Origin of the sequence: Pseudomonas kurunegalensis (assembly GCF_030291635.1) — a bacterium.
Lineage (GTDB): Bacteria > Pseudomonadota > Gammaproteobacteria > Pseudomonadales > Pseudomonadaceae > Aquipseudomonas > Aquipseudomonas monteilii.
Window position 1 is genome coordinate 448,540 of the sequence record NZ_CP127871.1, and the last position, 19,482, is coordinate 468,021.

Genomic DNA, 19,482 nt, shown 5'->3' on the forward strand with positions numbered 1-19,482 from the left:
ATCAAGGAAGACGACGAAGGACCACCTGCCAGGACGGCGGGGCGATACGGATGTCACAGGGAAACAGTCTGGAAAACCCCGCTTCGGCGGGGTTTTCTTTGTGCGCGTGTTTTTTCAGGCCAGCACATCCAGCGGTGATGCCCCCAACAGGCGGGCGTCCGTCTCTTCTTCCAGCAGCGTGCGCAGTAGCTCCACAGAGGCCTGCTGGCGCTGGGCATCACGGAACACCAGGCCAACCTTCAGCGGCACCCGTGGCTCGCTCAATGGCTTCCACAACAGCCCCTGATCATCTTCGGCGGCCTCCTTGGCCCGCCCGGGCAGGATGGTCGCCAGCGCCGTGTGCGCCAGGCTGTCGAGAATCCCCGCCATGTTGTTCATCTCTGCCTGAACCTGCGGTCGACGGCCCTGGCTGGCCAGTTGCGCCTGCCAGATCTGACGGATCTGGAATTCTTCGCCCAGCATCAGCATGGGCAATTCGGCAGCCTGGCGGATAGACACCTTCTTGAAGTCCTTCAGCGGGTGGGTATCGGGGATGACCAGTTGCAGCTCGTCTTCATACAGCAGCAGGCCATGCAACCCGGGTTGGCGCGGCGGCAGGTAGCTGATGCCGATGTCCAGGCTGCCGTTGAGCAGGCGCCGTTCGATCTCCAGCCCCGACAACTCGTAGATCTGCACGACAAGGTGCGGCTGAGCCTTGCGCAGCCGTTCGAGCAGCTGTGGCACCAGGCTCGGTCGCACGGTTTGCAGCACGCCGATGGCCAGGGTGCGCAGCGACTGCCCCTTGAAGTTGCGCATGGCCTCGTGGGCGCGTTGCAGGCCGTCAAGCAAGGGCAAGGCATGGTTGTACAGGGTATGGGCAGCCAAGGTAGGCAACAGGCGCTTGTTGCTGCGCTCGAACAGGCTCAAATCAAGGCTGTGCTCCAGCTGCCGGATCTGCTGGGAGAGTGCCGGCTGGGACAGCGACAGGCGTTCTGCAGCGCGGCCCACGTGGCCTTCTTCATACACCGCGACGAAATAACGCAGTTGGCGGAAATCCATAAGTAACACTTATCGAAAATGCTGGAAAAACGAAATGGTCGAAAACCCTCGCGAAGCCTAGTCTATCGCCGTATTCCAACGGGTTACAGCGATGAATCGGTCGATTGTTACCCCGGATGAAAAACACTTTTGATAGGCAAGGCAAAATATCGAGTGCCGGCACCAAGACCGCACCGTTGCCGCCCCTTACCGTGATTGGTTGGAGCCCTGATGAACCTGTTCAACCTGCGCCGCTCGGCCCCTGTCGCTGCCGCCGAGCCCAAGCGTGCGCCGGTGATCGTGCCGCAAGCCGCTGAGCTGTCGCGTGATCGCCTGATGCCCAGCGCCGAGCGCACAGCGCAGGTCTTCGTGCGTGGCCAAGGCTCCTGGTTGTGGGACAGTGAAGGGCATGCCTACCTGGACTTCACCCAAGGCGGCGCGGTCAACAGCCTGGGCCACAGCCCGAGCGTGCTGGTGAAAGCGCTGGGCAACCAGGCCCAGGCGTTGATCAACCCGGGTTCGGGCTTCCATAGCCGTGGCTTGCTGGGGTTGGTGAACCGCTTGTGTCAGAGCACTGGCAGCGACCAGGCCTACCTGCTCAACAGTGGTGCCGAGGCCTGCGAAGGCGCGATCAAGCTGGCGCGCAAGTGGGGCCAGCTGCACCGCAACGGCGCCTATCACATCATCACGGCCAGCCAGGCCTGTCACGGCCGCAGCCTGGGTGCGCTGTCGGCGTCCGACCCGCTGCCATGCAACCGCTGTGAGCCTGGGCTGCCGGGGTTCAGCAAGGTGCCGTTCAACGACCTGGCGGCACTGCACGCCGAGGTGGATTCACGCACCGTGGCGATCATGCTCGAGCCGATCCAGGGCGAGGCGGGCGTGATTCCGGCCACCCAGGAATACCTCAAGGGTGTGGAAACGCTCTGCCGCGAACTGGGCATCCTGCTGATCCTCGATGAGGTGCAGACCGGTATTGGCCGCTGTGGTGCGCTGCTGGCCGAGGAAACCTACGGCGTGCGTGCCGACATCATCACCTTGGGCAAGGGCCTGGGCGGTGGGGTGCCACTGGCCGCCTTGCTGGCTCGGGGCACGGCGTGTTGCGCCGAGCCTGGCGAACTGGAAGGCAGCCACCACGGCAATGCGCTGATGTGCGCCGCCGGCCTGGCAGTGCTGGACACCGTGCTGGAGCCTGGCTTTTTCACGCATGTGCAGGACAACGGCCGTCACCTGCGTGAAGGCCTGAGCCGGCTGGCCGGGCGCTATGGCCAGGGCGAAGTGCGTGGGCAAGGCCTGCTGTGGGCGCTGCAACTCAAAGAAAACCTGGCCCGTGAACTGGTGGCTGCGGCGCTGCACGAAGGCCTGCTGCTCAACGCGCCACAAGCGGATGTGGTGCGCTTTTCACCTGCGCTGACCGTGAGCAAGGGCAACATCGACGAAATGCTGCTGCGCCTGGCACGCGCTTTTGCCCGTCTTCATGCGCAGCAGCAGGCCCGCCGCGAAGTGCCGGCCTGACTGTGTAGCAACACTGAGAATTCAACGAACCGTCTGGCGTTCCTGCGCATCGCCCCTGGCCTGTTTCATTCGGCCCGGGGCGTTTTTTTTTGCCTGTGGAACCTCTGCGGTGGGCGGCTAGTCTGTGAGATAACCCCTTCAGGAGAGACTTGCATGGACTTTATTCGCATCATCATCGCCATCATCCTGCCGCCGCTTGGCGTGTTCTTGCAGGTGGGGTTTGGCGGGGCGTTCTGGCTGAATATTCTGCTGACCTTGCTGGGCTACATTCCGGGGATCGTGCATGCGGTGTACATCATCGCCAAACGGTGAGGCTTATTGGGGCTGCTTTGCAGCCCATCGCGACACAAGGCCGCTCCTACAGGGATCGCATAAATCTGAATGTGGCGCAGTACCTGTAGGAGCGGCCTTGTGTCGCGAAAGGGCCGCAAAGCGGCCCCCAAATTTCAGCCTTTCAACACCCGGCAATAGAATCTCCACTCTTCTTCCAATGCATGGGCCAAGTTCTCTGCCTTGCGGAACCCATGCCGCTCGCCCGCATAGAAGTGCCCCTCAGCCTCGATCCCGTTAGCCTGCAACGCCGCCAGCATCGACCGCGTCTGCTCCGGCACCACCACCGCGTCCAGCTCACCCTGGAAGAAAATGACCGGCACCTTGATCTGCCCTGCATGCAACAGCGGTGTGCGTTGGCGGTAGCGTTCGACATCCTGTTGCGGGTCGCCGATCAGCCAGTCCAGATAGTCCCCTTCGAACTTGTGCGTGGCCCGGCCCAGGGCAACCGGATCGCTGACCCCGTACAGGCTGGCACCGGCGCGGAACACATCATGGAAGGCCAAGGCGCACAGGGTGGTGTAGCCACCCGCGCTGCCGCCACGGATGAACGCCTTGCGTTTGTCGACCAGGCCCTGAGCCGCCAGGTATTCGACCGCCGCACAGGCATCGGCCACATCGCTCTCGCCCCAGCGCAGGTGCAATGCCTGGCGGTATTCCCGGCCATAGCCGGTGCTGCCCCGGTAATTCAGGTCGGCCACGGCAAAGCCGCGCTGGGTCCAGTACTGGATGCGAGGCTCGAGCACCGGATAGCAGGCCGAGGTCGGCCCGCCGTGGATGAACACCACCAGCGGCGTGGCGCCTTGCGAGTGCGCTGCCGGGTAGAAGAATCCGTGGGCCCGCTCGCCATCACTGCCATAGTGAATCGACTGCGGCAGGCTGATTTGCCCTGCCGGCAGTATCTCGGCCCCCCCGGCCAGCACACGTACTTCGTGGTTACTGCGGTCGACAGCAATCACTGCAGGCGGGCTGATGGGCGAGGCGGCAATGGCATAAAGGTGATCGCTGTCCATGGCCAGGCTGCGAAAGCGCGTGTAGCCACTGGCGAAACGCTCCATGCGCCCATCGGGGTTACGCAGCCCCAGTTGCCCGAAGCCGTCTTTGAACCAACTCGCCAGATAGCTTTGCGGCCCCAGTGCCAACCAGGTACAGGTACCCAATTGCCAAGGCGCAGCAGCATGGTCCGCAGTCTCGGCAGGCAACGCCTGCCAGTGGCCATCCACCTCGCCCCAGGGCTGCCAGAAGCCATTGCGGTCGGACAGGCAGTAGAGCCGGCCTTCGGCATCGAAACGCGGTTGTTGCAGTGACTCATCATTGCTGGCGATGCACTGCGCCGGTCCCCACTGGCCACTGCTGTCGCGTGCGCGGCACATCAATCGGGTGATAGTCCAGGGCTGTGCCGGTCGGTCCCATTCGATCCACGCCAGGCGCATGCCATCTGCACTCACCGTGGGTGAGGCGTAGAAATCGGCGCCCTCGGCGAGCACCACCCGGCCGCTCTCACTCAGCGCGACAAGCCGATGCTCCACCTGCTCGGCATGGCGTTCCTCGACGGCCAGCACCTGGCCATCGTGCCACTGCACATCGCCGTAGCGGCAGCTGGCATCCTCGGTCAGCGCACGCGGTTGCGAATCGTCCAGCGGCTGGGTGTAGACCTGCTGGTCCTTTTCGTTGACGAACACCAGCCCGTCGCCACCCAGGCAGAAGCTACCACCGCCGTACTCGTAGACCCGGCTGCGCACGCTGAAGCCATCCGGCGTCAGGCAGCGGGCCTGGTGGTACAGCCAGTGCCAGATACGGCAAGCACCATCGGCCGGGCGAAACTCGAGCCAGAACAGCCCGTCGGCACTGGCTTTGAGTTCGGCGAAGTCGGTGCCGGCGGCAACGGCCTGGGCCGCGCTGAATTCAGCCACGGGCGATGACACGGGAGTTTCGCTCATTGCGGAAGGTCATCTGTTCAATGGCGAGCTGGGCGCTTTCTGCCTCCTCGCGGGCCTTGAGGATGATGCGGTGGTCGGCCGACTTGGCGCACACCGGGTCGGCGTTGCTGGCATCACCGGTCAGCATGAAGGCCTGGCAGCGACAGCCGCCGAAGTCCTTTTCTTTTTCGTCACAGGAGCGGCACGGTTCGCGCATCCACTCATAACCACGGAAGCGGTTGAAGCCAAACGACTCATACCAGATATGGTGCAGGTCGTGGTCGCGTACATTGGGGAACTGCACCGGCAGCTGGCGGGCGCCGTGGCAGGGCAGCGCGGTGCCGTCCGGGGTAATGGTGAGGAACAGGTTGCCCCAGCCATTCATGCAGGCCTTGGGACGCTCTTCGTAGTAGTCCGGGGTGACGAAGATCAGCTTGCACGGGTTGCCCTCGGCCTTGAGCTTGTCCCGGTATTCGTTGGTGATGCGCTCGGCCCGCTCAAGCTGCGCACGGGTCGGCAGCAGGCCCAGGCGGTTGAGGTGCGCCCAACCGTAGAACTGGCAGGTGGCAAGCTCGACGAAGTCTGCCTCCAGGGCGATGCACAGCTCGATGATGCGGTCGATCTTGTCGATGTTGTGCCGATGGGTAACGAAGTTGAGCACCATCGGGTAGCCGTGGGCCTTCACGGCGCGGGCCATCTCCAGCTTTTGCGCAAAGGCCTTCTTCGAACCGGCCAGCAGGTTGTTCACCTGCTCGTCGCTGGCCTGGAAGCTGATCTGGATATGGTCCAGGCCGGCCTTCTTGAAGTCAGCGATACGCGCTTCGGTCAGGCCGATGCCCGAGGTGATCAGGTTGGTGTAGTAACCCAGCCGGCGGGCTTCGCCGATCAGTTCGGCCAGGTCCTGGCGCACCAGCGGTTCACCGCCGGAAAAGCCGATTTGCGCCGCGCCCATCTCCCGAGCCTCGGCCATCACCTTGAACCACTGCTCGGTGCTCAGCTCCTGGCCCTGGGCGGCAAAGTCCAGCGGGTTGGAGCAGTACGGGCATTGCAGCGGGCAGCGGTAGGTGAGCTCGGCCAGCAACCACAGCGGCAGGCCGACCTCCGGCGTGGGCGGCAACTCAGGCGAGGACGATCCAGTGTTCGGCACGGGCCACCTCCATGAACTGCTCGATGTCGTCGGCCACTTCCGGGACATCGGGGAATTGCTGTTCGAGTTCGCTGATGATGGCGGCCACGTCACGCTGGCCGTCGATCAAGCCGCCAATCAGGCTGGCGCTGTCGTTGAGCTTGATCATGCCTTCGGGGTACAGCAGCACATGGCCTTTCTGCGCCGGTTCGTACTGGAAGCGGTAGCCGGGGCGCCAGTTCGGCACCTGATTGCGGTCGAAACTCATAGGGTGATCCCCTTGTGCCACACCCGTTCCTGGGTGACGGAATGATAGGGCGGGCGGTTCAGCTCGTAGGCCATGCTCATGGCGTCGAGCATGCTCCAGAGGATATCCAGCTTGAACTGCAGGATCTCCAGCATACGCTCCTGGCCCGTGCGGGTGGTGTAGTGCTGCAGGGTAATCGCCAGGCCGTGCTCTACGTCACGACGAGCCTGGCCCAGGCGGGTACGGAAGTATTCGTAGCCGGCCGGGTCGATCCACGGGTAGTGCTGTGGCCAGCTGTCCAGGCGCGACTGGTGGATTTGCGGGGCGAACAACTCGGTCAGCGAGCTGCTGGCCGCTTCCTGCCAACTGGCGCGGCGGGCGAAGTTGACATAGGCATCGACGGCAAAGCGTACGCCGGGCAGTACCAGCTCCTGGGAGCGCAGCTGGTCCGGGTCCAGGCCGACAGCCTGGCCCAGGCGCAGCCAGGCTTCGATGCCGCCGTCTTCACCAGGTGCGCCGTCGTGGTCGAGCAGGCGCTGGATCCACTCGCGACGTACTTCGCGGTCGGGGCAGTTGGCCAGGATCGCGGCATCCTTCATCGGGATGTTGACCTGGTAATAGAAGCGGTTGGCTACCCAACCCTGGATCTGCTCACGGGTGGCGCGGCCCTGGTACATCGCCACGTGGTACGGGTGATGAATGTGGTAATAGGCGCCCTTGGCGCGCAGGGCCTGCTCGAATTCGGCAGGGGACATTGGCAATGCGTCGCTCATCAGGGCTCCTTACAACTCAATGCTCATTCCGTCGAAGGCAACTTCCACACCGCGGCGCTGGACTTCGGCGCGCTCCGGGGAGTCTTCATCGAGGATCGGGTTTGTGTTGTTGATGTGGATAAGCACTTTGCGCTGGCGCGGGAAAGCGTCCAGCACTTCGAGCATGCCGCCCGGGCCGTTCTGCGCCAGGTGGCCCATTTCGCGGCCCGTGCGAGTGCCCACGCCACGGCGTTTCATTTCATCGTCTTCCCACAGCGTGCCGTCGACCAGCAGGCAGTCGGCGCCGTGCATCATCGCCAGCAGTTTGTCGTCCACCTGGCCCAGGCCTGGGGCGTAGAACAGCTTGCCGCCGGTGCGGGTGTCTTCGACCAGCAGGCCCAGGTTGTCGCCCGGGTGCGGGTCGAAGCGGTGCGGCGAATAAGGCGGTGCGGCGCTGCGCAGAGGGAATGGGGTGAACTTGAGGTTTGGGCAGGCCTCGATAACGAAGCTACCTTCCAGCTCGATGCGGTTCCACTGCAGGCCACCGTTCCAGTGGCTGAGCATGTTGAACAACGGGAAGCCGGTGGTGAGGTCCTGGTGGACCATGTCGGTGCACCACACCTGGTGCGGGCAGCCTTCACGCAGGCTGAGCAGGCCGGTGGTGTGGTCGATCTGGCTGTCCAGCAGCACGATGGCGTTGATGCCGGTGTCGCGCAGGGCCCGGGCTGGCTGCATCGGCGCGAACGCCTGGAGCTGGGCGCGGATGTCGGGCGAGGCATTGCACAGCACCCAGTGTACGCCGTCGTCGGACAGGGCGATGGACGACTGGGTGCGCGCCGTGGCCCGCAGGGTGCCGTCACGAAAGCCCTTGCAGTTGACGCAGTTGCAGTTCCACTGCGGGAACCCGCCACCGGCGGCGGAGCCGAGAACCTGGATGTACATGGCCACTCTCTATGCAGAAAACCGGATCGGAAAAACGAAAACGCCCCGGCAGGCCGAGGCGTGGAACCCTAAGCCGGGCTTAGCGGTTAGCGAAGTACATGGTGACTTCGAAGCCGATACGCAGATCAGTGTATGCAGGTTTGGTCCACATGGGATTACTCCTTCCGGATGGGTTTGGGGTTGCTCAGTTACTACTTGGGTACCACCACGCAAAGGCGGTTCCCGGAACTGGGATTGCGCTATCTTACAAGAAAAATTTGTACTGGAAGGTTAATTATTCGAAAAGTGCCGTTGCAATTTGCGTAACAATCACGGGTCTGGATCACTTCCACGTAGGAGTTGGCGCGGCAGCGTTGGCCAAACACAACCAGGAGGCGTCTGCATCGAGCAGGTTACCCAGCAGGTGGTCCAGATCCGTCTGCCGCGTGTTCAGAATAGCCCTGCGCAACGTATCCAGCCTGCTGGGTTGTGTAGCCAGGTGTGTCTGCCACGCCCATTCGGCGACATCGGCGTTGGCCATGGCCGGTTCATCGAATTGACTGGCCAGGGCTTGTTGGATGCCTGGGTCAAGGGTGACACCCTTGCTGAGTAGCGTGAGCAGGTGGTCGAGGATCTGTGCCTGGTGGGTGTGAGGCGATTGCACCCCGAACAGCAGGCCGCCGACCCCCTCTATCTGACGAAAGGTGCTGAATACCGCATAGCCGAGCTGCAGCTCCACCCGCAGCCGCTGGTAAACCGGCCCTTGCAGCAGTTGCGCGAGCAGGCGGCCGCTGGCTTCGCTGGCCGCAGGTAGCGGGCAGAACAGCAGCAGGGCGTGTTCGCTGCCCGGTACTTCGGCATGTTGCCAACGGTGGTTGGCCCATGTGGGTGGGGGGACAGGTAGCGAGCCGTGCCCGGGGCAGTGCTGCAACGCAGGCCCCAAAGCGCTTAGCGCGGCATTGTCGAAGCCCGTGGCAAGGCCATGCCATTTTGCGTGCTGCCACAAGCTTTCGAGTTGCTGTTGCTCCAGCGTGCAGGCAGGCGCAACTGGGGGCGGGGTGCCGAGCACCGCGTCTGGCAAATGCTTGAGCAAGGCCCTGATGGGGATCAGTGCCGCTGGTGGCGTTGTGCAAGGCAACCAGCATCTGGCCGGGGGGGTGAGCATCAACGCCAAGGCCTGCTCCACTGCCCGCAGCACCGCTGCCGGTAGCCCGGCGCAGCGCAACTGCCAGTATTCCCCGGCAGCCGTGTAGTGCAGTTGAACAGAGGCGCGTTCACAGCGCTCCTGCAGAGGCGCGAGGGCCTGTTCGAGTACGCCCTGAAAACGCTGGCGCAACGGTGAGGGTACGTGCCAGCGCAGGTAGAGCGCTGCGTATTGGCGGGCGCCAGGGAGCTGCTCACTGACCTGCAGCGCTGCCGGTAGTGGTATTGCATTGGCATGGGGCAGATCAGCCATCAGCAAGGGGTCGACCAAGGGCATGTGCCATTGGCCATACTCGCTGCATGGCAGGCCTTCCAGTACGGCTTGCAGGGCCTGTAAACCCTGCGCATCCAACTTGGCGAATGGCTGCCCTGTGCTATCCCGGCGGGCCAGCTCAAGTGCGCTGGCGCTGCGTTCGCGGCTGTGCTGCAGCAGGCCGAATTCGCGGTTCAACAGCTCGAGGTCGACCTGGCGGATGAAGCTGAACCAACCGTGCAACAGGGCGCTGGCTTCGTCTGGGCAGGCGTCGGCGCTGAGCTTCAGGTCGAGGTGCCAAAGCAGTTGCCCGGCAAAGGCATACAACGTTTCGGCCTTGAAGCTTTGCAGCCAGCCACGCTCGCGAAGTACGCCCAACCAGGTGCCCGGGCGGCTGTCGCCGAGGCAGGCGATCAGCAGCTCCAGCGCTTGCTCGGCACCTGCCGGGAGGTTTTCGTGAGTGAAGGCCAGTGGTGTAGCCGTCGCAGACAATGGCGGCGGTTCGATTTGCGGCACATGCTTGCCTGTGGCGAACAGCGTCGCATACTGCCGGCCAAGTTGCTCCAGCTCATCCAGCGGCTGCGGCCCGCACAGGCTCAAGACGATCTGGCCGCCCTGGTAGAAGCGTTGGTGGAAACCCGTAAGTGCTTGCTGAAAGGCAGGGGCCTGCAGGGCCAGGGTATACCGGTTGCCGGCATGAAATGCGCCCAGCGGATGGCCTTGCGACACTGATTGCAACAAGGCGAATTGCTGCTGGGCCTGCGGGTTGCGTGACCAGGCAATGAACTCGGCGTGGATCACTTCACGCTCGCGGCGTTGGCGCTCGATGCCCAGATCCGGTTCGGCGAGCATCTGGCACAGACGCTCGAGGCCCCCGGCCAACGCACTGGGCGGCACTTCGAAGAAAAAGTCGGTCGTGCGTTCCCGGGTGCTGGCGTTGACTTGGCCGCCCAGGGTCTGCACGTAACGCATCAGGCCGTCGTCCAGCGCAAAGCGTGGGGTGCCGAGGAAGAACAGGTGTTCGAGGAAGTGGGCCAAGCCCGGCCATTTGCCCGGTGCGTCGTGGCTACCCGCATGTACCCTTAGGGCGGCGGCCGAACGCTTCAGGCGCGGGGCGTGGCGCAGGGTCAGTTGCAGGCCGTTGGCGAGGGTGAGGTGGCGGATGGCGTCAGGCATGGGGGCTCCGGTTACTGCTGTCCATGCTAACCCATTTGTTTGCAGGCCCGGCCCAATCGCCGGCAAGCCAGCTCCCACAAGTACCCCACAATGTTCCAATCTGTCGCGATCCTGTGGGAGCTGGCTTGCCGGCGATTGGGCCGCACCGCTGCCCCTGTCAGCGGTTACGCAGATGCAGCTCCTGACGCAGATCTGTCAGGTAAGGAAATGCCATCCGCCCATGCACCACTTGCTCATGCTCCAGCTCGGCCAGCAACAGGCATTCATCCCGCCCGCCCATGGCCAGCAAACTACCATCCGGGCCGATGATGCTACTCTGCCCGCAATACTGGATCTCGTCTTCCGCGCCGCAATAATTGGCATACACCAAGTAGCACTGGTTCTCCTGCGCCCGTACCCTTACGGTCACCTGGCAGATGAAGTCATACGGCGCCATGTTCGCCGTCGGCACCAGGATCAGCTCGGCACCCGCCAGCGCCAGGCGCCGGGCGTTTTCCGGGAACTCGATGTCGTAGCAGATCAGCAGGCCGACTTTCCAGCCTTCAAGCTCGACCACCGGAAAGTGGTCCGGGCCTGCGCTGAACATCGAACGGTCCAGTTCGCCAAACAGGTGGGTCTTGCGGTAGTTGCACAGGCTGCGGCCATGCGCATCGATCAACTGCACGCTGTTGTAGATCGCGCCATCGTCCGCCCGCTCCGGATAGCCATAGACAATGGCAATGCGGTGCGCCTGGGCGATTTTCGCTACCTGCATGGCAGCCGGGCCATCGTCAGCTTCAGCCAGGCGCTCGACCTGAGGCAGGCCGATGTTGTAGCCGGTCAGGAACATCTCCGGGCACACCAGCAGCTGTGCGCCGCGCTCGGCTGCCAACTGCGCCTGATGGCGCAGCCGTTCCAAGTTGCCGGGCACATCCAGTGGCTTGGGTGTGCCCTGGAACAACGCGATGCGCATGACGCCTCCTTGATTCAGTCTGCCAGGGCAATAGGGCCGATTTCATCGAACACATCGCCCGGGCCTGGGTTGTCCGGGTGGGTGTGGCCACCGAAGTGGTTCATGATACCCCACACCGCATTCAGCGATGTTTGCACCGCGCCCTCCACCCAGGCGGGTGTCCACGATACATCGTCACCGGCGATGAACATGCCGCGCTGCTCGGCGGGCATGTCCTGCTGCATGAAGTGTGCGTACATGCGCTGGTTGTAGCGGTAGTGACCTGGCAGTGCGCCCTTGAAGGCGCCCAGGAAGTGCGGATCGGCCTCCCACGAAATGGTGATCGGATCGCCAATGATGTGCCCGGCGATATCGGTTTTCGGGTAGATCTTCTTCAGCGCATCCAGGGCCAGTTGCACGCGCTTTTCCACCGGATGCGGCAGCATTTTGAGCGCATCGCTCATCCACGCATAGGACAGGCAGATCACCCCCGGCTTGTCGTCGCCGTTGTCGAACAGGTAGGTGCCGCGGGTGAGGCGGTCAGTGAGGGTCATGCTCATCAGGTCGCGGCCGGTTTCCGGGTCCTTGTCCTTCCAGAATGGCCGGTCGACCATGACGAACGTCTTCGATGACTGCATGTAGCGGGTGCGGTCCAGGGCCATCCACATCTTTTGCGAGAACAGCGATTCCTCGCAGTCGATCTGGGTGGTCAGCAGCCAGGTCTGGCAGGTGGCGAGCACGGCGCCGTAGTGCCGGGTGTCGCCCCAGTTGTCGGTAACCGCCAGACGGCCATCGGCGGCACGGGCAATGCGTTTCACTCCAGTGCGCGGCGCGCCGCCATGCAGGCCGCTCAGGCTGGTGCCCTCCGGCCAGTGGGCACAGCGCTCCGGCACATGGCGCCAGATCCCTTGCGGCACCTGCTCCACACCGCCGACGACCAGGTGTTGGTGGTCGTCGCAGTTGGTCATCACCACGCGGAAGATTTCCAGCATCGAGTTGGGGAAGTCCGAGTCCCAGCCACCGGTGCCGAAGCCAACCTGGCCGAATACTTCGCGGTGCTGGAAGCTCAGTTTGGCGAACGAACGTGAGGTGGCGACGAAGTCGTAGAACGTGCGGTCGTCCCACAGTGGTACCAGCTTGTTCCACAGCTCTTTAAGGCGCGGTACGTCCCGATCACGAATGGCTTGCTGGATGTCGGCGAACTGGGCACCGCTTTCCAGCGCGTCGGCCCAGGCGTCGGCCACTTCGTGGAACAGCTTGGGCAAGTCGGTGGTTTTTTCGGCGTAGTAGGTCTGGCCTTCAAGGTCGATCACGGTGCTGCCCGAGGCCGGCGTCAGCGGGTTAGGGAAGGGCTTGGTTTCCAGGCCCAACTTGTCCACATAGTGGTAGAAGGCGGTGGACGATACCGGGAAGCGCATGCCACCCAGCTCGGCGATGATCCCGTCGGTGCCATTGAAGGCTTGTGAACGCAGCCGGCCGCCCAGTTTGGAGGCCTCATACACCACCGGTTTGAGGCCTAGCTTCATCAGCTCGTAGGCCGCCACCAGGCCGGCAATACCGGCACCCACGATGGCCACTTCTTCACCCTGGCGCTCAGCCGGAATACTGCCCAGGCCTGCGGGGTGTTCCAGCCAGTCATCGAAAGCGAAGGGGAAGTCCGGGCCGAAGATGGTGATGGGCTTTTTGCCGTCGGCGGGGTGGCGGTTTTTCTTGTTCATGAAGTGACCTTGCCAGAGGGGCTGCGCGGGTGGTGGAGCCTGAGTATAGGAGATGGCTGGAGGTCATTTTAGGGAGTGGGGTGTTCGTTAATAAGGCACAGAGTGGTGTCTTAATGTAGCTTTTGTCGTCATATTTACCATTTAAAAGATGTTTATGACGATTCAGGTCAGGGATGCCAAGTGATTCACCGTCTCGGGATACTTCTGTACAAGACGAATCAACGCGACGGCCTGTGCATTGGGCCTGGAACGGCCTTGCTCCCAATTCTCCAGCGTTCTGGCATTGGTCCGTAAATAATTTGCGAACAGTGCCCTGGACATGTTGAGGTGCTGGCGCAGCTCCAGCAGTTCGTTAGGGGCCAAGGGGGCAAGCTCGGTGAAGCTGACTTTGTGCGAGCGCAGGGTTTTCTTGCCCTGGCGATCTTCAGCTAGCGCATCAAAGCCTTCAGTCAGCTCAGTGAACAGGTTGCGGTGCATGGTTTGTCCTCGACAGATATTCGCGCTCGAGCAGAGTTCGCAGTATTTTTCGCTCGGTGTCGCTCCAGTCATCTTGCATGTCTTTCCCGTACACGGTGAAAAGCCAGAACTGACTGCCAGGAAGCCAGAAGTAGTAGATGACGCGGATGCCACTTCGCTTCCCCTTGTGACGTTGAGCATCAGAGAACCTCAGCTTTCTGAGGCCACCTGTGCCTTTGATCACATCCCCGGCAAGCGGATCGTTCATCAAGAAACGCTGCAAGGAACGAAAACCCTCGTCACTCAGGTAGCTGGCACGATGCCGCTCGAAAGGGGGGAGCTCGACAAAAACTGCTTCCATGGTGTGTACGTTATCTGCGTATAGTTTGGTGTTGGCCACGAGGTATGTCAATCCATCGCTAGCCAGCCTATACGCATTCGAGCTACACCTAAGGAGTAGTGAGTTGCAGCTTGTTACTTAGATTGCTGTACAGTCCGAGTGCCATTTCAAAGTGGTTGCCCACGGTCCACCTTGCTGCTGAGAATGATCGACGTGGTGGTTTTCTCCACCCCGTCGACACTGCCAATCTGGTCGAGCAACTGGTCCAGCTGCTCAGGCGAATCCGTAAGCAGCCAGGCCACGTAGTCGAACTCGCCGCTCACTGCGCACAGCTGCTGGACTTGGCCCATGGCACTCAGGCGCCGCACGACTTCCTTGCCGGAGCGCGGTTGCACCTTGATCCCCACATACGCCTGCAGCCCGCCACCCAGCACCCGCTGACCCAGACGCACGCCATAACCGGAGATGACCTTGTTCTTCTCCAAGCGCTCCAGGCGCGAATTGACGGTGGTACGGGCGATACCTAGCTGGCGGGCGAGGGTGGCGACGCTTTCGCGGGCGTTGATCTGTAGCAGGGCGATCAGCTGGCGATCGATTTCATCCAGCGTGATGGAGCGGGAATCCGACATGGCGAGTCTCTTCGGTTGGCCTGCTAGCCTAGCGAGCGACTGCCAATCAGGGCAAGACCGCGTCTACAGCGACCGCGCTGGCCTGAAGGCTGAGCCTTCGGCATGATGAAACGCTAGTCCAACGAGAACCTGAGCGTGAACCTCGACAACCTGCTCGAATGCTGGCGACTGGAAGTCTCCAACAAGAAAAGGCCAGGACGCCGTATCAGCCTGCTGTTCAACGTACTGCGGCGCGCACGCAAGGACAACAAACTGCGCTTTCTCTTTGCCTACCGCCTGGCCCAATACCTCGATGCTCGCGGCGGCCTGGCCCGGCGTCACACCCGGCGCATGCAACAACGGCTCAACCTCAAGTACGCGGTGGACATCGACATCGGCGCACAAATCGCGCCCGGCCTGCGCATTGCTCACCTACCGGGGGTGGTGATTACTCGGCATGTCAGCATCGGGCGAAACTTCTTCATTCGCCAGAACTGCTCTATCGGCATCAAGACGCTCGGGCTGGAGGAATACGCGCTGCGCATTGGCGACAACGTGAGCATGGGTGCCAACAGCTGCATTGTTGCCGACCGTATCGACATTGGCGACGAGGTGGTGATCGGGGCTATGTCGCTGGTTACGCGGGATATCCCTGCTGGGATGGTTTTCTACAACCAGAGGCAGGTCGAGATGCGGCCGATAGGGGAGTAACGTGAAGAGTTACATTTTTTGGACTGCGAGCGGATTGCTCGACTGGTACTGTCTGGTGCAATCATTGCACTGTATGATCAGCCCATGCCCACGATCCATCGACTGTCCAATTGCGTAATCTGCCTGTATGCAAATGACCATCTGCCACCGCATTTCCATCTGCGATTCAGTGACGGCCGTCAGGCACTGATTGCGATCAATGATCTGACACCGGTGACCGGTTTCGGTGGTTCGCAGGTTTCCCAGCGCGAGATGAGTGAAGCGCTTGAGTGGGCTTCGCGGAACAGGGCTCGACTGTTAGCAATGTGGGAGGAGCTGAATCCATGACCAACAAACATTTCCAGCTGACCGAGGTTGCGGTGGTGGGCCCTGGTTCATTGTTACTGACCTTTGCCGACGGGCAGCAATTCAATGTTGCTCTGGATGAAATCATCGAGAAAACTGCGACGCTGGCCCCCCTGGCCGATCCCAATGTATTCGCAACGGCTGCAATCGGTGAGTGGAAAGACACGGTCATCTGGGCAGGTGACGACAATCTTGAGCTTGCTGCCGACAACCTGCGCGCACGCGCGGTCGAACAAGCAGGTGAGTGTTCGCATGAGCTTATCTGGAACTGGATGGCCCAGCATGGGTTGACGTTGGATCGTGCAGCTCAGGAGCTGGGTTTGAGCAGGCGCATGCTGGCTTACTACCGAAGCGGCGAGAAGCCTGTGCCTAGGACAGTCGCCTTGGCAATGAAGGGGTGGGAAGCGTTGCGGATGGCTGATGTGGTAAGCGCAGCGGCTGGGCATGCCTCGAAGAAACGGGCGTGATACCTAAAGAGACAACGGGCACAAAAAAACCGCGCAATTGCGCGGCTTTTTCATATCTGGTGGGCCCACACGGACTCGAACCGTGGACCAAAGGATTATGAGTTGCCCGGCCAACCGATATGCCTGGCGAAATCACTCAAAGCTGAGTGAAGGTTAGCATAGCTGGAGGCCACGTAATACATGGCGTTAAGCGTAATTTAGACAAGCTTGCTCAAGCTGGGCAGTGTACCTTGGCTGTACTGTTTTTGCCGGTTGTTCGGTATTCTTCACAAGACTACTGGTGGCTCCGCTGGGCAGCCCAAATCACGGGGAGCACCTGGTCAGCGCACCATTAATGCAGCGGTGAGATGAGTTTGGTTAGCAACTATTCGCAGACTGGTACCAGCGTGGCGTGTAGGCCCATACTCCGCCCGACAAGCGAGGAAACATGCAGGTTGTAGAGGAGCCCACCAGAACCATGGTACGCATGTCGACCATTTCTGGCAGCAACTCGGCCAATGTGACTACCTTCAGCGTCTGCCCCGGCCTACCGATGTCACGGCCAAGGACTACAGGCGTGTTCCCGTCGCGGTGTCGGCGCACCACCTCCAGCGCCACACCCAGCTGATGAGGCCTGGCTTTGGAGATCGGGTTGTAGAAGGCCAGCACCAGATCAGCCTGGGCCGCCAGGTCCAGGCGTTTTTCGATGATCGACCAAGGCTTGAGGTTGTCCGACAGCGACATCACGCAGAAGTCATGCCCCAGTGGAGCACCTGCCTGGGCGGCCGTCGCGAGCGAGGCCGATACGCCAGGCAGTATCTCGAGGTCGACGCGGTGCCACGCCGGGTCACTGGACTCATGCAACGCTTCAAGCACCGCAGCAGCCATGGCGAACACGCCCGGGTCACCCGACGACACCACCACCACCGAACGGCCCTGGGCCGCCAGTTCGAAGGCATGCCGGGCGCGCTGCATCTCTTCACGGTTGTCGGTGCAGTGCAGCACCTGGTCGTCACGGAACGGCCCGGCCATGCGCACGTAGGTTTCATAGCCGAGTACGTCTTCGGCACGCGCCAGCTCGGCCTTCACCGCCGGCACCATCAGTTCGGCAGCGCCCGGCCCCAGGCCGATAACGGCCAGACGACCACGACGGCGGCCAACCTGCGCCACCTCCACCGGGGCAGGCGCCACCGCAATGGCCGCACCCTCAAGCTCGGTCAGCCGGGCATCGGGCAGTGCCGCCGCAAGCATGCTGGCCACCCCGTCTGGATTGGCAGCGAAGCGCAAGGCAACACCCAACGCCTGCGCGGCCTCATGCAAGCCGCTGTCGGCCATGGCCTGCTCGTCCGCCAGCAGGCAAGCTACCGATGGCTCGGCGAGGCCGGCCTGCTGCAGTGCGGCACGAATACCGTGCAGGTTACCGCCTGCAACAGCCACAACCACCGAGCGCGGGTGAATCAGTAGTTCGTCGCGGTTGGCCGGGCGCGCCTGATGCCCCACATGAATGGTGCGCCGAGCCGCCTCGCTGGCGGGCAACTGCGCCTGCTGCAGCCATGGGGCATCACCTTCGATGCGCACCGATTCGCCGGCCAGCAGGTCGGAAACAAAGCGTTTGCCTTGCTCGATATCCGCCAGGGCATAGCCCTGCGGCGGGTTCAGCAAGCAGGTACCAAAACGCAGCTCGCCACTGGTGGTAATGGCAGCGGCAACCCCCAGCGCTTCAGCCAGTTCACGCGCCATCACGTTCACGCCGCTCAGGCCACCGAGTAGCGGCACTACCGCGCTACCATCTTCGGCCACAGCCAGCACAGGCGGCTCGACGCCCTTCTCGCTGAGCAGGCTGGCCAGGCTGCGGATGACGATACCTGCGGCGCACAGGGCGATGATCGGCGTGTCCTGCTGGTACAGCCGGCGCAGGGTGTCGCCGAACGCGGTGTAGTGAAGGTCGACACCTTCGACCCGGCCTTCCAGGCCATGGATCGACGCCTGCGGGTAACGCTTCTGGATACGCTGCGCGGTGGCCAGGCTGCCGGGGCCAAGGATGACGATGGCGGGTGCCTTGTGCATGTTCAACCCTGCCATTTTTCACCCGGCACGATGATCAGCGAAAAATACGGCGACGACTGCGGGTCGACCTGGTCCAGCGGCACGATCTTCTGGTTGGCCATGGTGGCCCGCTCCACATACAGCGCACGCCCGTCCAGGCCCAGTTCGGCCAGCACCTCGCGCACCTTGGGGAAGTTGCGGCCAAGCTTCATGATCACCGCAGCATCGGCGTCGGCCAGGCGGCGCTTGAGCTCTTCGGCCGGCAATACGCCCGACAACACCGACAGGCTCTGGTTGCGGTACACCAACGGCGCGCCCAGCACCGAAGCACCACCCAGCATCGAGCAGACGCCCGGGATCACTTCGGCCTCATACCGCTGCGCCAGGCGATCGTGCAGGTACATGTAGGAGCCGTAGAAGAACGGGTCGCCTTCGCAGATCACCGCCACGTCGCGGCCGGCATCCAGGTGCTCGGCGACCTGCACGCTGGCTTCGTCGTAGAAGTCGCTGATCACCTGTTCATAAGACAGCGGCGCCGGCAGGGCTTCGGTGGTAACCGGGTAGACCAGTGGCAGCAGGGTCTGCTCGGGCTGCAGGTGTGCCTCGATGATACCGAAGGCGTTGCCACGCTTGCCCTTGGCCACGAAGTAGCCGACCACCGGTGCTTCGCGCAACAGGCGCAGGGCCTTGAGGGTGATCAGTTCAGGGTCGCCCGGGCCCACGCCCAGGCCTAGCAGTCGTCCATGCGGCGCCATCATTCCACCTCCGTGGCCAGGGCGTTGACCGCGGCGGCGGCCATCGCGCTGCCGCCCAGGCGGCCCTGCATGATCACGAACGGCACGCCACGGCTGTCGGCGGCGAGCATGGCCTTGGACTCGGCAGCGCCGACAAAGCCAACCGGGAAGCCGAGGATCAATGCCGGCTTAGGTGCACCGGCATCGAGCATTTCCAGCAGGTAGAACAGCGCGGTGGGGGCATTGCCGATCACCACCACGCTGCCTTCCAGGTGCGGGCGCCACAGCTCCAGGGCCACAGCGGAGCGGGTGTTGCCGGCGTCCTTGGCCAGGGCCGGTACGCTCGGGTCACGCAGGGTGCAGATAACTTTGTTGTCCGCTGGCAGGCGTGCCCGGGTAATGCCTTCGGCCACCATGTGCGCATCGCACAAGATCGGCGCGCCGTTAAGCAGCGCTTCGCGCCCGGCCCGGCCGGCACCTTCGGAGAACTGCAGGCCGTCGATGGCGTCGACCATGCCGCAGGCGTGGATCACGCGCACGGCGAGCTTTTCGAGGTCTGCGGGGATCCGCTCGAGCCGGGCTTCCTCACGGATGATCCGGAAGGAATTGCGATAGATCTCCTGACCATCGCGGATGTAGTCAATCATCTAAATCACCGGGCTCAACACAAATACCAAGGAGCTAGTTGGCT

21 protein-coding genes are annotated in these 19,482 nt (G+C 62.6%); 5 read left to right on the top strand and 16 right to left on the bottom strand.

From position 1 onward, the window contains the following. Nucleotides 1–114 precede the first annotated feature (114 nt). Nucleotides 115–1,038 (bottom strand): LysR family transcriptional regulator, encoded by a 924-nt coding sequence (locus tag QQ992_RS01835; protein WP_012270171.1) that lies wholly within the window; start codon nt 1,036–1,038, stop codon nt 115–117. A gap of 210 nt (nt 1,039–1,248) precedes the next feature. On the opposite strand from QQ992_RS01835, the gene QQ992_RS01840 reads away from it, so the two are divergent. Both QQ992_RS01840 and QQ992_RS01845 read left to right on the top strand, forming a co-directional pair. After that, nucleotides 1,249–2,529, top strand: coding sequence for an aspartate aminotransferase family protein (locus QQ992_RS01840; RefSeq protein ID WP_286112064.1), 1,281 nt, complete (start codon nt 1,249–1,251; stop codon nt 2,527–2,529). 153 nt (nt 2,530–2,682) lie between these two features. After that, nucleotides 2,683–2,841: a YqaE/Pmp3 family membrane protein gene (locus QQ992_RS01845; RefSeq protein WP_009681539.1), complete on the top strand. Its 159-nt coding sequence runs from the start codon at nt 2,683–2,685 to the stop codon at nt 2,839–2,841. Between the two features lie 134 nt (nt 2,842–2,975). Here the strand turns inward: QQ992_RS01845 and QQ992_RS01850 are convergent, their stop codons facing one another. The 12 genes from QQ992_RS01850 to QQ992_RS01905 all read right to left on the bottom strand — a co-directional run bounded on the left by QQ992_RS01850 (nt 2,976) and on the right by QQ992_RS01905 (nt 14,530). Beyond that, entirely contained in the window at nt 2,976–4,799 is a 1,824-nt protein-coding gene (locus QQ992_RS01850; RefSeq protein ID WP_286112065.1) for a S9 family peptidase, read from the bottom strand. After that, nucleotides 4,765–5,925, bottom strand: coding sequence for a pyrroloquinoline quinone biosynthesis protein PqqE (gene pqqE, locus QQ992_RS01855; protein WP_161989624.1), 1,161 nt, complete (start codon nt 5,923–5,925; stop codon nt 4,765–4,767). Before pqqE ends, QQ992_RS01850 begins: the two co-directional genes overlap by 35 nt. Further along, nucleotides 5,897–6,172 (bottom strand): pyrroloquinoline quinone biosynthesis peptide chaperone PqqD, encoded by a 276-nt coding sequence (gene pqqD / locus QQ992_RS01860; protein WP_003255595.1) that lies wholly within the window; start codon nt 6,170–6,172, stop codon nt 5,897–5,899. Before pqqD ends, pqqE begins: the two co-directional genes overlap by 29 nt. Then, nucleotides 6,169–6,924 (bottom strand): pyrroloquinoline-quinone synthase PqqC, encoded by a 756-nt coding sequence (pqqC, locus tag QQ992_RS01865; RefSeq protein ID WP_108078213.1) that lies wholly within the window; start codon nt 6,922–6,924, stop codon nt 6,169–6,171. The genes pqqD and pqqC overlap by 4 nt, the downstream gene beginning before the upstream one ends. A 9-nt stretch (nt 6,925–6,933) precedes the next feature. After that, nucleotides 6,934–7,845 carry a pyrroloquinoline quinone biosynthesis protein PqqB gene (pqqB, locus tag QQ992_RS01870; protein ID WP_119368602.1) on the bottom strand — a complete coding sequence of 304 codons (912 nt, stop codon included), beginning with the start codon at nt 7,843–7,845 and terminating at the stop codon, nt 6,934–6,936. Nucleotides 7,846–7,924: 79 nt separating this feature from the next. Continuing rightward, on the bottom strand, nt 7,925–7,996 hold the full coding sequence (pqqA, locus tag QQ992_RS01875; protein ID WP_003243383.1) for a pyrroloquinoline quinone precursor peptide PqqA: 72 nt from the start codon (nt 7,994–7,996) through the stop codon (nt 7,925–7,927). 171 nt (nt 7,997–8,167) lie between these two features. Then, complete coding sequence (pqqF, locus tag QQ992_RS01880; RefSeq protein WP_286112066.1) at nt 8,168–10,456, bottom strand: pyrroloquinoline quinone biosynthesis protein PqqF; 2,289 nt, start codon at nt 10,454–10,456, stop codon at nt 8,168–8,170. A 157-nt stretch (nt 10,457–10,613) separates the two neighbouring features. Then, nucleotides 10,614–11,408 (bottom strand): carbon-nitrogen hydrolase family protein, encoded by a 795-nt coding sequence (locus QQ992_RS01885; RefSeq protein ID WP_286112067.1) that lies wholly within the window; start codon nt 11,406–11,408, stop codon nt 10,614–10,616. 14 nt (nt 11,409–11,422) lie between these two features. After that, nucleotides 11,423–13,105, bottom strand: coding sequence for a flavin monoamine oxidase family protein (locus tag QQ992_RS01890; RefSeq protein ID WP_019097148.1), 1,683 nt, complete (start codon nt 13,103–13,105; stop codon nt 11,423–11,425). A 162-nt stretch (nt 13,106–13,267) separates the two neighbouring features. Further along, entirely contained in the window at nt 13,268–13,582 is a 315-nt protein-coding gene (locus tag QQ992_RS01895; protein ID WP_286112068.1) for a helix-turn-helix domain-containing protein, read from the bottom strand. After that, complete coding sequence (locus QQ992_RS01900; RefSeq protein WP_286113887.1) at nt 13,560–13,922, bottom strand: toxin; 363 nt, start codon at nt 13,920–13,922, stop codon at nt 13,560–13,562. The genes QQ992_RS01895 and QQ992_RS01900 overlap by 23 nt, the downstream gene beginning before the upstream one ends. A 146-nt stretch (nt 13,923–14,068) precedes the next feature. Next, nucleotides 14,069–14,530, bottom strand: coding sequence for an Lrp/AsnC family transcriptional regulator (locus QQ992_RS01905; protein ID WP_016484597.1), 462 nt, complete (start codon nt 14,528–14,530; stop codon nt 14,069–14,071). A gap of 135 nt (nt 14,531–14,665) precedes the next feature. On the opposite strand from QQ992_RS01905, the gene QQ992_RS01910 reads away from it, so the two are divergent. The 3 genes from QQ992_RS01910 (at nt 14,666) to QQ992_RS01920 (ending at nt 16,032) form a co-directional block, all read left to right on the top strand. Next, the gene (locus tag QQ992_RS01910) at nt 14,666–15,220 is read left to right on the top strand and encodes a serine acetyltransferase (protein WP_286112069.1); all 555 of its coding nucleotides are present in this window, start codon (nt 14,666–14,668) and stop codon (nt 15,218–15,220) included. 84 nt (nt 15,221–15,304) lie between these two features. After that, nucleotides 15,305–15,547: a DUF4160 domain-containing protein gene (locus tag QQ992_RS01915; RefSeq protein WP_286112070.1), complete on the top strand. Its 243-nt coding sequence runs from the start codon at nt 15,305–15,307 to the stop codon at nt 15,545–15,547. Next, nucleotides 15,544–16,032 (top strand): DUF2442 domain-containing protein, encoded by a 489-nt coding sequence (locus QQ992_RS01920; RefSeq protein ID WP_286112071.1) that lies wholly within the window; start codon nt 15,544–15,546, stop codon nt 16,030–16,032. The genes QQ992_RS01915 and QQ992_RS01920 overlap by 4 nt, the downstream gene beginning before the upstream one ends. A 357-nt stretch (nt 16,033–16,389) precedes the next feature. Here the strand turns inward: QQ992_RS01920 and cobJ are convergent, their stop codons facing one another. Genes cobJ through QQ992_RS01935 form a run of 3 tightly spaced genes read right to left on the bottom strand, consistent with a single transcriptional unit; the run spans nt 16,390 to nt 19,438 of the window. Further along, nucleotides 16,390–18,093 carry a precorrin-3B C(17)-methyltransferase gene (cobJ, locus tag QQ992_RS01925; RefSeq protein WP_286112072.1) on the bottom strand — a complete coding sequence of 568 codons (1,704 nt, stop codon included), beginning with the start codon at nt 18,091–18,093 and terminating at the stop codon, nt 16,390–16,392. Continuing rightward, on the bottom strand, nt 18,081–18,815 hold the full coding sequence (locus tag QQ992_RS01930; protein ID WP_286111449.1) for a precorrin-2 C(20)-methyltransferase: 735 nt from the start codon (nt 18,813–18,815) through the stop codon (nt 18,081–18,083). Before QQ992_RS01930 ends, cobJ begins: the two co-directional genes overlap by 13 nt. Further along, nucleotides 18,812–19,438, bottom strand: a complete 627-nt coding sequence (locus tag QQ992_RS01935) for a precorrin-8X methylmutase (protein ID WP_286112073.1) — start codon at nt 19,436–19,438, stop codon at nt 18,812–18,814. The genes QQ992_RS01930 and QQ992_RS01935 overlap by 4 nt, the downstream gene beginning before the upstream one ends. Nucleotides 19,439–19,482: the final 44 nt, after the last annotated feature.

Bases quoted from the DNA above. Each gene is read 5' to 3' on its own strand.
- QQ992_RS01930 (WP_286111449.1), bottom strand. From the start codon at position 18,815: ATGATGGCGCCGCATGGACGACTGCTAGGCCTGGGCGTGGGCCCGGGC.
- QQ992_RS01890 (WP_019097148.1), bottom strand. From the start codon at position 13,105: ATGAACAAGAAAAACCGCCACCCCGCCGACGGCAAAAAGCCCATCACC.
- pqqF (WP_286112066.1), bottom strand. From the start codon at position 10,456: ATGCCTGACGCCATCCGCCACCTCACCCTCGCCAACGGCCTGCAACTG.
- QQ992_RS01885 (WP_286112067.1), bottom strand. From the start codon at position 11,408: ATGCGCATCGCGTTGTTCCAGGGCACACCCAAGCCACTGGATGTGCCC.
- QQ992_RS01920 (WP_286112071.1), top strand. From the start codon at position 15,544: ATGACCAACAAACATTTCCAGCTGACCGAGGTTGCGGTGGTGGGCCCT.
- QQ992_RS01915 (WP_286112070.1), top strand. From the start codon at position 15,305: ATGCCCACGATCCATCGACTGTCCAATTGCGTAATCTGCCTGTATGCA.
- QQ992_RS01840 (WP_286112064.1), top strand. From the start codon at position 1,249: ATGAACCTGTTCAACCTGCGCCGCTCGGCCCCTGTCGCTGCCGCCGAG.
- QQ992_RS01835 (WP_012270171.1), bottom strand. From the start codon at position 1,038: ATGGATTTCCGCCAACTGCGTTATTTCGTCGCGGTGTATGAAGAAGGC.
- QQ992_RS01905 (WP_016484597.1), bottom strand. From the start codon at position 14,530: ATGTCGGATTCCCGCTCCATCACGCTGGATGAAATCGATCGCCAGCTG.
- QQ992_RS01935 (WP_286112073.1), bottom strand. From the start codon at position 19,438: ATGATTGACTACATCCGCGATGGTCAGGAGATCTATCGCAATTCCTTC.
- pqqB (WP_119368602.1), bottom strand. From the start codon at position 7,845: ATGTACATCCAGGTTCTCGGCTCCGCCGCCGGTGGCGGGTTCCCGCAG.
- QQ992_RS01850 (WP_286112065.1), bottom strand. From the start codon at position 4,799: ATGAGCGAAACTCCCGTGTCATCGCCCGTGGCTGAATTCAGCGCGGCC.
- QQ992_RS01900 (WP_286113887.1), bottom strand. From the start codon at position 13,922: ATGGAAGCAGTTTTTGTCGAGCTCCCCCCTTTCGAGCGGCATCGTGCC.
- pqqC (WP_108078213.1), bottom strand. From the start codon at position 6,924: ATGAGCGACGCATTGCCAATGTCCCCTGCCGAATTCGAGCAGGCCCTG.
- QQ992_RS01895 (WP_286112068.1), bottom strand. From the start codon at position 13,582: ATGCACCGCAACCTGTTCACTGAGCTGACTGAAGGCTTTGATGCGCTA.
- cobJ (WP_286112072.1), bottom strand. From the start codon at position 18,093: ATGGCAGGGTTGAACATGCACAAGGCACCCGCCATCGTCATCCTTGGC.
- QQ992_RS01845 (WP_009681539.1), top strand. From the start codon at position 2,683: ATGGACTTTATTCGCATCATCATCGCCATCATCCTGCCGCCGCTTGGC.
- pqqD (WP_003255595.1), bottom strand. From the start codon at position 6,172: ATGAGTTTCGACCGCAATCAGGTGCCGAACTGGCGCCCCGGCTACCGC.